Raw genomic sequence first — 12,831 nt, 5'->3', positions numbered from 1 at the left:
CCCACCTTCCGGAGGAAGTCAGTGAACCGGTCGTCCTTGGTCCGCGCGTTGTTCGCGTTCCTGATCCTCGCAGCGTCGACGTACACCGTGCTGACCGCCAAGCCCGAGCTGGGCCTGGACCTGCGCGGTGGCACCCAGATCGTGCTCGAGGCGAGCGACTCGCCGACCGTGAAGGCGAACCAGGAGACCACCGACAAGGCGCTCGAGGTACTGCGCCGCCGGATCGACGCGCTCGGGGTCAGCGAGCCGAGCGTGACCCGTCAGGGCGAGCGCCGGATCATCGTCGAGCTGCCGGGCGTGCAGGACCCGCGCGAGGCGGCGAAAGTGATCGGCAAGACCGCCCAGCTGACCTTCCACCAGGTGCTCGACCAGGTCGCGCAGAAGCCCGCCAAGCCGGCCGCGGGGGAGCTGTACCTGCCCAGCGACGACGGCGCCGGCCTGCTGCGGCTGGCCAAGCCCGCGATGACCGGTGAGAAGGTCAGCGGTGCCGACGGGCTGATCGACCCCGCGCAGGCCGCGCAGGGCTGGTTCGTCCAGATGGACTTCAAGGACGACGGCGGCAAGATCTGGGCGGACATCACCGGCAAGGCCGCGTGTGAGCCGGTCGGGTCGCCGCAGCGGCGGGTCGCGATCGTGCTCGACAACGAGGTGATCACCGCACCGCAGGTCGACCCGAACGGCGGCAGCCAGCTCTGCAACGTCGGCATCGGCGGCGGCACCAGCACGATCACCGGCTCCTTCACCGAGGAGGAGGCCAAGGATCTGGCCGCGCTGATCGAGGGCGGCTCGCTGCCGGTCCCGGTCCAGGTCATCGACCAGCGGGTGGTCGGGCCGTCGCTGGGCAAGGACGCGATCCAGGCGAGCGCGCTGGCCGGCATCATCGGCGTCGCGCTGACCGCCCTGTTCATCACCATCGTGTACCGCCTCGTCGGCCTGATGGCTGTCTTCGGCCTGATCGCCTACGCGGGTCTGTCGTACGCCGCGCTGACCGCGCTCGGGGCCACCCTGACCCTGCCGGGCCTGGCCGGTTTCGTGCTCGCGATCGGTATGGCGGTGGACGCCAATGTGCTGGTCTTCGAACGAGCACGTGAGGACTACATCGGCGGCCGGACCGACGGATTGCGCCGTTCCCTGCGCAGCGGGTTCCAGAACGCGCTGTCCGCGATCGCCGACTCCAACGTGACCACCCTCCTCGCGGCCGGACTCCTGTTCTTCCTGGCGGCCGGTCCGGTCCGGGGCTTCGGCGTCACGTTGAGCATCGGTGTGCTCGCCTCGATGCTGTCGGCGCTGGTCGTCACCCGGGTACTGGCCGAGTTCGCCGTCTCCCGGAAGTTCGTGCTGAACCATCCGGGCATCAGCGGGATCGCCGGTCACGGCCGGGTCCGGACCTGGCTGGAGGCCAAGCGGCCGGCGTTGATGAAGCACAGCCGACGCTGGCTGATCATCACCGCCGTCGCGATCGTCGTCAGCCTCGCCGGGGTCGGGATCCGCGGTCTCAACCTCGGCATCGAGTTCACCGGCGGGCGGCTGCTCGAGGTGAGCACGGCGCAGCAGATCACCCCGGACCAGGCCCGCGCGGCGGTCGCCGAGGCGGGGTACCCGAACGCGGTCGTGCAGGCGTCCGGGACCGACGACATCACCGTCCGGACCGGCACGATCAGCGACGACGAGGCCGAGAAGATCCGCGAGTCGATCTCCCGGATCGGCGGCGGCACCGAACTGGTCCGCAACGAGAGCATCGGCCCGTCGCTCGGCAGCGAACTGCGCGACAAGGCGCTGATCGCGCTCGGAGTCGCGCTGCTGGCTCAGTTGGCGTACCTCGCGGTGCGCTTCCGCTGGACCTTCGGCGCGGGCGCCGTGCTGGCGCTGCTGCAGAACGTCGCGGTCGTGGTCGGCGTGTTCGCCTGGACCGGCAAACCGATCGACGGCATCTTCCTCGCGGCGTTGCTGACGATCATCGGTTACACGGTGAACGACTCGGTGGTGGTGTTCGACCGGATCCGCGAGACCCGGAACGCCCGGTCCACCGAGGCGCTCGGGCCGGTGGTCGACACCGCGATCGTGAACGTGCTGCCTCGGACCATCAACACCGGTATCAGCACGCTCTTCATCCTCGCCGCGCTGCTGTTGCTCGGCGGTGACTCGCTGGGCGACTTCGCCCTGGCGCTGCTGCTCGGCATCCTGGTCGGCACCTACTCCTCCAACCTGACCGCGGCCCCGCTGCTGGTCGAGCTGGAGAAGCGCTACCCGGCCCCGCCGCCGCGCCCGAAAGTCAAGCAACGAGACCGGGACGCCGAACCCGACCGTGGCGCCGTCGTCTGACCCGCCTCGCCGGCGTCCGGCAGGGGCGCGCGTAGTACCAGAAGCGGCTTGTCCACAGGGTCGGGGGCGGTGGCCGGAAACTGTCCGCGGATCCGGCTAGGGTGATGCGGTGGGTGTCGAGGTGCGGGAACTGCTGGAGGCCGCGGTCTCCGGGATCGGTGGTCAGACGCGTCCGGGTCAGGTCGAGATGGCCGAGGCGGTGAACGGGTCCATGCACGACGGATCCCACCTCCTGGTCCAGGCCGGCACCGGCACGGGGAAGTCGCTCGCCTACCTGGTGCCGGCGTTGATCCACGCGGTCGAGGAGCGCCGGGTCATCGTCTCCACCGCCACGTTGACGCTGCAGTCGCAGTTGGTCGACCGCGACGTACCGGCCCTGCTCGACGCCACGGAGAAGCTGCTGCCCCGGCGTCCGTCGTACGCGATCCAGAAGGGCCGGAACAACTACGCCTGCCTGCACCGGATCCGCGAGGGCGCGCCGGACGACGACGGCATGCTCATCGACGTGCCGCCGGCCGGCCCGATCGGCCAGCAGGTGCTCGAGCTGCGCGACTGGGCCGAGCAGCAACTGCTCGACGGCGAGGCGGGCGACCGTGACCACGCGCCGACCCACCAGTACCAGGCCTGGCAGCAGGTGGCGATCGCCGCGCGGGAGTGCCTCGGCGCGCAGAAGTGCCCGTACGGCGAGGAGTGCTTCGCCGAGAAGGCCAAGGAGCAGGCGCGCAAGGCCGACATCGTCATCACCAACCACGCGCTGCTGTCGATCGACGCCTTCGAGAACCGCACGGTGCTGCCCGAGCACGACGTGGTCATCGTCGACGAGGCGCACGAGCTCCCGGCCCGCGTCACCGGCGCGGCCGGCGACGAGCTCTCGCCGCAGATGGTCGAACGCGCCGCCAAGCGGGCCCGCCGGTTCGTCGACGACGACAAGGCCGACGACCTGATCGACGCCTCCGACGCGTTGCGCGCCGCTCTGGACGAGACCCGCGAGGGCCGGATCGAGGCGTCCAACGGCGTCGTGCTCGAGGCGGCCGCCCTGGTCCGGGACGCCGCCCGCGGGATCTACTCCGACCTGAACAAGAAGTCCGACGACAAGGACGACGACCCGGACGGCGCCAAGCGGCAGTCGAAGGGCGCGGTCAAGGAGATCTTCGACGTCGCCGAGCGGGTGGCCGCGCTGAGCGACCTCGACGTGGTCTGGATGGTCGACCGGGACCGGTTCGGCCGCGAACTGCGGATCGCGCCGCTCACCGTCGCCGGCCTGCTCCGCGAACTGGTGCTGAAGGACCGGACCGTCGTGCTCACCTCGGCGACGCTCACGCTCGGCGGCGACTTCGACGCGATCGCACGGCAGGTCGGCCTGCGCCCAGCGGACAAGCTCGACGGCGACGACGAGATGCCCGAGGTGGACGACGAGTCCGAGACCGGCCCGCTGCCGTGGCGCGGGCTCGACGTCGGCTCGCCCTTCGAGTACGAGAAACAAGGCATCCTGTACGTCGCGAAGCACCTGCCGCCGCCGCATCGCGACGGGCTCGGCAAGAAGCAGTTCGAGGAGATCGTCGACCTGATCACGGCCGCGGGTGGCCGCACACTCGGGTTGTTCTCGTCCCGCCGGGCGGCCGAGGCGGCGACGGCTGCCGTCCGCGAGGCGACCGACCTGAAAGTGCTGTGCCAGGGCGACGCGCAACTGGGGGAGTTGTCGCGCGAGTTCGTGGAGGACCCGGAGACCTCGCTGTTCGGGACGCTGTCGCTCTGGCAGGGCATCGACGTACCGGGTTCGACCTGCAATCTGGTGATCATCGACCGGGTTCCGTTCCCGCGGCCGGACGAGCCGCTGATGGCCGCCCGGCAACGAGCCGTGGACGAGGCGGGCGGGAACGGCTTCATGGCCGTCGCCGCGACCCACGCGGCGTTGCTGCTCGCGCAGGGGACCGGCCGGCTGATCCGCCGGACCACCGATCGCGGCGTGGTGGCGATCCTCGACCCGCGCATCGTCACCGCCCGGTACGGCGGCTACTTGCGCGCCTCCTTGCCACCCATGTGGCCGACGGCCGATCGTGAGAAGGTGCTCGGCGCCCTGAAGAGACTCCAGGACTCGTGAGCCCCGCGTCCGGCCCCCCGGTCCTGCCGATGATGGCGGCGGTCGGACCGATGCCGTCCGGGGCGGACTGGTCGTACGAGATGAAGTGGGACGGCATCCGGGTGATCGCCGAGGTGGAGGAAGGCGTCTGCCGGCTCTGGTCGAGGAACAGCCGCGACGTGTCCGGCGGTTATCCCGAACTGCTCGGGCTGGCGAACGAGCCGGGGCTGACCCTGCCCGCGGTACTGGACGGGGAGATCGTCACGCTGGGCGAGAACGGGGCACCGTCGTTCGGGCTGCTGCAGCGGCGGATGCACGTGCGCGATCCGCGACATCTCGCGCAGTTGATCAGTCAGGTGCCTGTGTCTGTGCGGGTCTTCGACGTGCTCACCTTCGACGGGAAGTCGTTGCTGGACGCAACGTACGACGATCGGCGGGGACTGCTGGACTCGCTCGACATCGGGGATCCGTTCTGGGAGGTGCCACCGGCGTACGCGGACGGCGACGAGGCGCTCGAACTGTCGGCGGCGACCGGTCTCGAAGGCGTGGTGGCGAAGCGACGCAGATCCCGCTATCTGCCAGGGAAACGTAGCCACGACTGGGTGAAGGTGAAGCCCATCCAGACGCGTGACGTGATTCTGTGTGGCTGGCATCCGGGGGAGGGGAACCGGGCCGGACGGATCGGTTCGCTGTACTGCGGCGCCTACGCCGAGCCCGGCGGCGAGCTCATTCTGATCGGCAAGGTCGGCTCGGGTCTGGACTTCGCGATGCTCGAGGTGCTCAGCGCGGAACTGGCCGCCCTCGAGATCGACCGGCCACCCTTCGACGCTTCCTCGGTCCCCACCCCGGACCGTCGCGCCGCTCACTGGCTCGACCCACTCCTGGTCGCCGAAGTCGCCTTCTCCGGTTGGGCCGGCGACGGCCGCCTCCGCCACCCGGTCTGGCGAGGACTCCGCCTGGACATCGACCCGGAATCAGTAGTTCTCTGAGCTGCACCTCAGTCACGACCAAACGGCAAAGACCAACCCAGAGAGAAATTCTTACTCATGTGCCCATGACGAGATCTACTGCTGGCTGACTGAGACAGTGATTCACGGTGTGTCTCAGTAAATCGGGCAACGATTCCACCTGCCGTGGGCAGAAGGGTCAATCGTTCGATTCCCGCCGGCTGGGCGCTGGAACCGCGAGAGCAGCCTCGATCTTGTCCGCGAGTTTCTCCGGCGTGTGTGTCGGCGCATACCGCGCGATCACACTGCCGTCGCGAGCGATCAGGAACTTGGTGAAGTTCCACTTGATCCGCCCGCCGAGAAGGCCGCCCTGCTCCCGCTTCAGCCAGTTGAACAGCGGAAGCGTCCTGGAGCCGTTGACGTCGATCTTGGCGAACATCGGGAACGTCACGTGGTAGATCGTCGAACAGAAGTTCGCGATCTCGTTCTCGTCGCCTGGCTCCTGGTGGCCGAACTGGTCGCAGGGAAAGCCGAGCACCGCGAAGCCCTGTTTGCGGTACGTCTTGTGCAGCTTCTGGAGCCCGGTGTACTGCGGTGTCTGGCTGCACTGCGAGGCCGTGTTCACCACCAGGAGCACCTGGTCGCGGAAGTCGGCAAGAGACTGTTCATTGCCTTCGATCCGGGTGGCGCTGAAGTCATAGACAGTCGTCATATCTCAATCCTGACATGACACGCCCGAGTCTGCTCGCTGTCTGCGATGTCAGACACGCCGCAGAACTGTTACGACCTTCCCGAGAATTGTCGCGTCCTTGCCGTCGATCGGCTCGAAAGCGGGGTTGTGCGGCAGCAGCAGAATCTGGTTCGAGGTCTTCTTGAACGTCTTCACGGTGGCCTCACCGTCGATCATGGCAGCGACGATGTCACCGTTGTCCGCCGTCTGCTGCTGGCGCACCACGACCCAGTCGCCGTCGCAGATCGCGGCCTCGATCATCGACTCGCCCTTGACCTTCAGCATGAACAAGGTGCCTTCGCCAACCATTGCCCTGGGCAACGGGAAGACCTCCTCGATGTCCTGCTCCGCAAGGATCGGGCCACCGGCGGCGATCCGGCCGACAACCGGAACGTAGGCCGCGGCAGGGTGCGCGTCACCCGCACCCGTCTCGTCGTACGACGTCTGCCGGACGGCGCCGAGGGAACTGCGCCGGGCCGCGTCCGCGACCTCGCTGGGGTAGCGGACCTCGATGGCGCGCGGGCGGTTCGGGTCGCGGCGCAGCAGGCCCTTCTGCTCGAGCACGCGCAACTGGTGCGACACCGAGGAGGAACTCGTCAGGCCGACCCGCTCGCCGATCTCCCGCATCGAGGGCGGGTAGCCGCGGCTGTCGACCGAATCGCGGATGACGTCGAGGACGCGCCGCTGGCGAGGCGTCAGGCCGGTCGCGTCAGCCGGGCCGTCGGGTAGCTCGGACACGGTCTTGTCGGAGACCTTCGCAGTGGTGCGATCGTCCTTGCTGGAACCGCTCGGCGTCCTGGCCATCGGTGGCAACTCCTCGGGTCGGGCCGGCGGTCGGGCACCGGCCTTGCTTTGTCGACTGAGAAGACCGTAGACCGAATCCTGAGATTCTTCAAACATCTGTTCGAAGGCGTGTCGGTTCGCACGTTTGTTCGCGTGTCAGGTTATAGAGCCCCGCCGACCGGGAATTTCCACGGCGTGTCCTGGTTGGAAATGGTTGCATCGCGGGCGCCTGTCGGTTAATCATTCGTACAGGCGTTCGATCGAACAGGTGTTCGGGCCGGTCGAACGGCCGGCCGTCCGGAAGTCCCGGCGAGGTGCCCGGTGGTGCTCGCCGGAAACTGTCGGAGGCGGCCGGTAGACAGAGATCGACAGCGAACGACAGCGCAGGACGAGGTCTGAACGAGGGTCTGGAGGATCCGATGAGCACAGCGGCTCTGAGCACAGCGGCTCTGGCGTCAGGGGCTCTGACATCAGGTGCGTCGGCGAAGGCGGCCCCGTCGCCCGACGTCGACGGCACGCGTCAACGCCGCCGGCCGAGGATCGCCGGGACGACGACCGAGCCGCTCCCGGTGCGGGCGTGCTCCGGTGCCGAGCTCGGGCGCCACGTCCAGACCCGGAGCGCCGCGAGCCGTCGGAGCACCGCCGAGATCGAGCCGTCGGCACTGCAGCTGACCCGCCGGGGCCGGATGGTCCTCACCGCGGTCTCGGTGCTCGTCTTCGGCGCCGCGATCGCCGTCCTGGGCCTGCGGATCGCCGGGGTGCTCGACGGCCAGCCCCAGTTCGACCACACGATCCAGGTGGAGGTCGGCGCCGGCCAGACCCTCTGGTCCATCGCCCAGGAAACCAGCCCCGACGAGAACCCCGCCGTCGTCGTCGAGCAGATCGCGGACCTCAACAACCTCCGCAACGCCGCCGACGTCATCCCCGGCCGCACCCTCGAGGTCCCGGTCCGCTAGCCCGGCTTGCCTGCCTTCAGCTGACGACTAGCTCAGCAGAGAAGAGACCTTGACGACCTGGCCTGTCTCGAAGGACTGGTTGGCGGCGAGGCCGATCAGGAGGGAGCGGGCGCCGTCCTCGTGGTTCGCGCTGCGGCCGAGCGGGTCGTCGCCCGGGTCGCCGAACAGCGACTCGAGCAGCCGCGCGTCGCCGCCACCGTGGCCCTGGCCGAGCTCGCCGTGCAGCAGCGTCTGCGGCGGCTCCCAGAGCGGGTGAAGCGTCAGCAGCGCCTCGGTCTCACCCGGCTTCGCATCACCGTGCTGTACCGCGGTCGCGTGCTGCTGGTCCGCGGGCGGAGTCGCGAAGGTGTTCTCCCGGACGAGCAGTTCGAGCCGCCCGGCGCTGCCGTTGAAGCCGATCCGGTAGCCCTCCCAGGGCGAGTACGCCGTGAGGTGGTAGCTCAGCGAGGCGCCCGAGGAGTAGCGCACGAGCACGGCCATGTCGTCCTCGATGGTGATGCCTGGGCCGAACACGTTCTGGTCCCGGTGGTAGCCGTCGTCCTGCTCGGCCTCCAGGTAGAGCTCGCGCAACTTGTCGTTCGCGGCGAGCTTGATCGCGAACGGGTCGTCCGCAGCCTCCGGCGAACTGTCGGCCCGGTCGTAGGCGCGGGCGAGTCCGCGGCGCTTGCCGTTCTCATCGCCGTAGAAGAAGAGCTTCCCGTCGGCGAACACGGTCTCCGGCTCCGCCGCGATCCACCAGTTGACCAGATCGAAGTGGTGGGTCGCCTTGTGCACCATCAGCCCGCCGGCGTTCGCCTTGTCCCGGTGCCAGCGGCGGAAGTAGTCGGCGCCGTGCCGGACGTCGAGCAGCCACTCGAAGTGCACCGAGCCGATCTCGCCGATCGCGCCCGAGGCGAGCACCTCGCGGACCTTCTCGTGCACCGGGTTGTAGCGGTAGTTGAAGGCGACCCGGACTGATCCCGACGCCTTCTCCGCGGCGTCCAGGATCCGCCGGCAGCGCACCGGGTCCATCGTCATCGGCTTCTCGGTGATCACGTCGAGCCCAGCCTCGAGCGCGGCCACGATGTAGTCGTCGTGGGTGCGGTCCATCGACGTCACCACCAGCACGTCCGGCCGCTGCTCGTGGAGCATCTTGGCGAAGTCGGCCGCGGCGTACTGCGGAACCGCCGGGTACCCGTGACGTTCGGCCAGCCAACGGTTGTGCACGCTCATCCGGGTCGGGTTGGTGTCGCAGAACCCGACCAGCTCGGCGCGATCGGAGTACGGGCAGGCAAGGGCGCCGACGAAGGTCTCTGCGCGGGCTCCGAGCCCGACCACGGCATAGCGGCGACGACTGATGGGAGTACCGGACAAGGCGTGGCTCCTAGCTCGGGCGGAAGACTGCAAACGTTTGCAATGCAATCACGAGCCGTCTTGTGCGAACAAGGTGCTGTCCGGATCCGGTCGCCTCAGCCGACCGTGTCCCTCCAGAGGCCTCAGCTGACGGTGTTCAGCCAAAGATCGGCGTACCGGCGTCCGTCGACCGCGGTGGACACCTGGACGACGGTCGGCGCCGGTCCGTACGGGTCGCTGGACAGGTCGCTCGACCAGTTGCGGGTGTCCACGATCGTGCGCCCGCGCGACCAACTGCCGGACAGCTCGACCCGCAGCGGGGAGGGCGACGTGGTCAGCCCGTCCGGGTCGATCACGGCACACACCGCGCCACCGTCACCGATGCTCGCGCCGTCCGACTTGTAGAGCAGGCTCCGCTTCTCGATCAACGCCCGAGCCAGGTCCGCCGACGGTGAACCACCCAGCGCCCGCGCTTCCTCGAGTGAGATCACCACGTCGTAGAACACGTCCAGCCCGTACATGGTCAGCGGTACCCCGAGGGCGCCCGCCGCGCTGAGCACGATCGCGGCGGCCTCCGGGTCGGTCCAGATGTTGAACTCTGCCGAGGCGGTCGCGTTGCCGATCCCGGCCGCGCCGCCCATGAAGACGATCTCGCGAAGTCCGTCCGCGGCTTCGGGGTACGTCCGCAGCAACAGGGCGATGTTTGTCATCGGCGCCAGCGGGATCAGCGTGACCCGCTCGCCCTTGCCGGCCGCCTCCAGCAGCACATCGCGGAGCAGTTCGACGGCGTGCCGCTCGTCCGCGATGCGGTTGGAGCGAGGCCAGTCCAGGTCGCCGAGGCCGTCCGCGCCGTGCACGTGCGGGGCGGTTCGCACCGGCTGCAGCAGCGGCAGGGCGGCGCCGCGCGCGACGGGGACGTCCGGACGTCCGGCTGCCTCGAGCACGGTGAGGGTGTTGAGGACGACCTGGTCGATGCCGACGTTGCCGCCCACACAGGTCACCGCCCGGAGGTCGAGTTCGGGGTGGCGGGCGGCTAGCAACAGGGCGCAGGCGTCGTCGAGCCCGGTGTCGACGTCCAGGATGACCGGCTTCATGCCCCACATCCTCACCTATCGGGGGAGCCACCCTGGCCGAGCATCTGAGACGGACGCCCGGCGTGGTGCTCGCGGATGATGTGCTGGCCGGATGAGCGACGAGGCAGGGATCTACCGCGGTCTGGTCAGTTACGGCGACAAGGATTTCTCCCGCTACCTGCGCAGGACCTTCCTGCATGCCAGCGGGCGGTCGCCAGAGTCGCTGGACCGGCCGGTGATCGGCATCGCTACGTCCGCCAGCGACTTCAACCCCTGTCACCGGCAACAGCCGGAACTGGTGAAGTCCGTCGTCCGCGGCGTCCTCGCGGCCGGCGGGCTGCCGATGGAGTTCCCGACCATCTCGCTGGGGGAGAGCTTCCTGGAGCCGACCGCGATGGTCTACCGCAACCTGATGGCGATGGACGTCGAGGAACTGGTCCGGGCGCAGCCGATGGACGCAGTGGTTCTGGTCGGCGGCTGCGACAAGACCGTCCCGGCCCAGCTGATGGGCGCGTTCTCGGCCGGGCGGCCCGCGATCCAGCTCGTCACCGGTCCGATGTCGACCGGCCGCTACCAGGGCGAGCGGCTCGGCGCGTGCACCGACTGCCGCCGCTTCTGGGCCCGGTACCGCGCCGGTGAAGTGGACGCCGCCGAGATCGGCCGGGTCGAGCGCAACCTCGCGACCACGACAGGCACCTGCGCCGTGATGGGCACGGCCAGCACGATGGCCTGCCTGGTGGAGGCGCTGGGGATGGCGCTGCCCGACAGCGCGGCCGCCCCCGCGGTTCACGCCGACCGGTTGAGGATCGGCGAAGCGACCGGCGCGGCGGCTGTCGAGATCGCCGCTGCCGGCCGTACTCCGGATCAGGTGGTGACGGCTGCCTCCGTGCGGAACGCCTTGCGCGTGCTACTGGCGATCGGCGGCTCCACCAACGCCTTGATCCACCTCACCGCGATCGCGGGCCGGCTCGGGCTCCGGATCGACCCCGACGAGCTGAACGAGCTGAGCGAGACGACGCCGGTGCTGGTGGAGCTCAAGCCGACCGGGGAGCACTACATGGAGGATCTCCATGCCTCGGGCGGACTTCCCGCAGTACTGCATGAGCTCCGCGATCTGCTGGACCTTTCGGTACTCACAGTGACTGGCGAGACCCTGGGGGAGAGGTTGGGCGCCGGGCCGGTGTGGGTCGACCGCGAAGTGGTCCGGTCGCTGACCTCGCCCAGCCGGGAGAAGGGCGGGCTGGTGTGGTTGCGGGGCTCGCTGGCGCCGTCCGGTGCTCTCATCAAGCGGTCTGCGGCGGACCCGGCGCTCTTCGAGACCACTGGGCGAGCTGTGGTGTTCAGTTCGCTGGAAGACCTCTCGGCGCGGATCGACGACCCGGAGCTGGACGTGGAGGCGTCTGACGTCCTGGTACTGCAGAACGCGGGTCCACTGGGTGCCGGGATGCCCGAGGCCGGCTATCTGCCGATCCCGGGGAAGCTGGCCCGGGCCGGAGTACGGGACATGGTCCGGATCTCCGACGCCCGGATGAGCGGTACGGCGTACGGGACGATCGTGCTGCACGTGACTCCGGAGGCGGCGCTGGGCGGACCGCTCGCGCTGGTGCGGACGGATGATCCGATCCGGCTTTCGGTGGCTTCGGGGACGCTGGATCTGCTGGTGCCCGACGAGGAGCTGGAGGTCCGCCGGGCGGCTCTTCCGGCACCCGCGCCGGCCCCGGCGACGGGGTACCGGCGGCTTTTCCACGAGCACGTGCTGGGTGCCGACCGGGGCTGCGATCTCGACTTCTGCGTGCCGCTCGCGGGGGACTGACCGGGGCGCATTCTGCTCCTCGAAAGGGTCGTTCGGCGGGCGCCACGCGGGAGTACGCGGGGCCGCGCGGGTGTTGGAACAAAGAGACGCGCGCGAGATTCGGCCGTTCTTGCAAACTGTCGGAGGCCGGACGTAGCATCCCTAGATGTAGTAGTTACAAGCCTGTAAGTCATCCACAGGTAGTGGTTAGTTACTCACAGGTCATGCACAGGTTGTCCCCAGCTGATCCACAGATTCGTCCCCAGGCAGGGGGCGGTCGCTCACGGGAGGAGTGGTTTGCCATGCACTGTCCTTACTGCAGGCACGTGGACTCCCGGGTCGTCGACAGCCGGGTCGCCGAGGACGGCGGAGCGATCCGCCGCCGGCGGCAGTGCCCGGTCTGCGAGAAGCGGTTCACCACCGTCGAGCAGATGCAGCTCACGGTCGTGAAGCGCTCCGGCGCCACCGAGCCGTTCAGCCGGGAGAAGGTCATCAGCGGAGTCGGCAAGGCCTGCAAGGGCCGGCCCGTCGACGTGGACGCCCTGGCCCGGCTGGGCCAGCAGGTCGAGGACGCGCTGAAGGGCGGCGGCTCGCCGGAGGTGCCCGCGCACGAGGTGGGCCTGGCGATCCTCGGACCGCTGCGCGAGCTCGACGAGGTCGCGTACCTGCGGTTCGCGAGCGTCTACCGGCAGTTCGAGTCGGCCGACGACTTCGAGACCGAGATCGCGCTGCTGCGGGCCGAGAAGGAGCCGGTCGGCACCGAGCCCGCAGTACCGACACAGACATCAACGGGGAAATAGCAGTACCGGCGTTACC

Annotated in this window: 10 protein-coding genes; 6 read left to right on the top strand and 4 right to left on the bottom strand. The window is 69.1% G+C overall.

Translation table 11 applies throughout. The annotated features are described in order from the left end of the window. Positions 1–21 precede the first annotated feature (21 nt). The 3 genes from secD (at position 22) to ligD (ending at position 5,391) form a co-directional block, all read left to right on the top strand. Positions 22–2,322, top strand: a complete 2,301-nt coding sequence (secD, locus tag ACFPJ1_RS22385) for a protein translocase subunit SecD (RefSeq protein WP_380106669.1) — start codon at positions 22–24, stop codon at positions 2,320–2,322. A 121-nt stretch (positions 2,323–2,443) separates the two neighbouring features. After that, positions 2,444–4,423, top strand: coding sequence for an ATP-dependent DNA helicase (locus ACFPJ1_RS22380; protein ID WP_380106709.1), 1,980 nt, complete (start codon positions 2,444–2,446; stop codon positions 4,421–4,423). Next, on the top strand, positions 4,420–5,391 hold the full coding sequence (gene ligD / locus ACFPJ1_RS22375) for a non-homologous end-joining DNA ligase (RefSeq protein ID WP_380106667.1): 972 nt from the start codon (positions 4,420–4,422) through the stop codon (positions 5,389–5,391). Before ACFPJ1_RS22380 ends, ligD begins: the two co-directional genes overlap by 4 nt. A gap of 157 nt (positions 5,392–5,548) precedes the next feature. Here the strand turns inward: ligD and ACFPJ1_RS22370 are convergent, their stop codons facing one another. Then, positions 5,549–6,061: a glutathione peroxidase gene (locus ACFPJ1_RS22370; RefSeq protein ID WP_380106665.1), complete on the bottom strand. Its 513-nt coding sequence runs from the start codon at positions 6,059–6,061 to the stop codon at positions 5,549–5,551. Positions 6,062–6,109: 48 nt separating this feature from the next. Further along, positions 6,110–6,883: a transcriptional repressor LexA gene (gene lexA, locus ACFPJ1_RS22365; RefSeq protein WP_380106663.1), complete on the bottom strand. Its 774-nt coding sequence runs from the start codon at positions 6,881–6,883 to the stop codon at positions 6,110–6,112. 398 nt (positions 6,884–7,281) lie between these two features. Here lexA and ACFPJ1_RS22360 point away from each other — a divergent pair, with 398 nt between their 5' ends. Beyond that, the gene (locus tag ACFPJ1_RS22360; RefSeq protein WP_380106661.1) at positions 7,282–7,818 is read left to right on the top strand and encodes a LysM peptidoglycan-binding domain-containing protein; all 537 of its coding nucleotides are present in this window, start codon (positions 7,282–7,284) and stop codon (positions 7,816–7,818) included. 27 nt (positions 7,819–7,845) lie between these two features. On the opposite strand, the gene ACFPJ1_RS22355 is transcribed toward ACFPJ1_RS22360, so the two are convergent. Both ACFPJ1_RS22355 and ACFPJ1_RS22350 read right to left on the bottom strand, forming a co-directional pair. Further along, the gene (locus ACFPJ1_RS22355; RefSeq protein WP_380106659.1) at positions 7,846–9,171 is read right to left on the bottom strand and encodes a Gfo/Idh/MocA family protein; all 1,326 of its coding nucleotides are present in this window, start codon (positions 9,169–9,171) and stop codon (positions 7,846–7,848) included. A gap of 122 nt (positions 9,172–9,293) precedes the next feature. Beyond that, entirely contained in the window at positions 9,294–10,244 is a 951-nt protein-coding gene (locus ACFPJ1_RS22350) for a nucleoside hydrolase (RefSeq protein WP_380106658.1), read from the bottom strand. Positions 10,245–10,335: 91 nt separating this feature from the next. Here ACFPJ1_RS22350 and ACFPJ1_RS22345 point away from each other — a divergent pair, with 91 nt between their 5' ends. Then, positions 10,336–12,036, top strand: coding sequence for a dihydroxy-acid dehydratase (locus tag ACFPJ1_RS22345; RefSeq protein WP_380106656.1), 1,701 nt, complete (start codon positions 10,336–10,338; stop codon positions 12,034–12,036). A 281-nt stretch (positions 12,037–12,317) separates the two neighbouring features. Further along, positions 12,318–12,815, top strand: coding sequence for a transcriptional regulator NrdR (nrdR, locus tag ACFPJ1_RS22340; protein ID WP_132191570.1), 498 nt, complete (start codon positions 12,318–12,320; stop codon positions 12,813–12,815). Positions 12,816–12,831 lie beyond the last annotated feature (16 nt).

Source organism: Kribbella qitaiheensis, from assembly GCF_042657745.1.
GTDB lineage: Bacteria > Actinomycetota > Actinomycetes > Propionibacteriales > Kribbellaceae > Kribbella > Kribbella qitaiheensis.
The sequence above is the reverse complement of the archived record's forward strand: the minus strand, read 5'-3'. Positions and strand labels throughout refer to the sequence as shown.

Coding starts and splice junctions, on each gene's coding strand:
- ACFPJ1_RS22370 (WP_380106665.1), bottom strand. CDS start 6,061: ATGACGACTGTCTATGACTTCAGCGCCACCCGGATCGAAGGCAATGAA.
- lexA (WP_380106663.1), bottom strand. CDS start 6,883: ATGGCCAGGACGCCGAGCGGTTCCAGCAAGGACGATCGCACCACTGCG.
- ACFPJ1_RS22360 (WP_380106661.1), top strand. CDS start 7,282: ATGAGCACAGCGGCTCTGAGCACAGCGGCTCTGGCGTCAGGGGCTCTG.
- ACFPJ1_RS22350 (WP_380106658.1), bottom strand. CDS start 10,244: ATGAAGCCGGTCATCCTGGACGTCGACACCGGGCTCGACGACGCCTGC.
- ACFPJ1_RS22345 (WP_380106656.1), top strand. CDS start 10,336: ATGAGCGACGAGGCAGGGATCTACCGCGGTCTGGTCAGTTACGGCGAC.
- nrdR (WP_132191570.1), top strand. CDS start 12,318: ATGCACTGTCCTTACTGCAGGCACGTGGACTCCCGGGTCGTCGACAGC.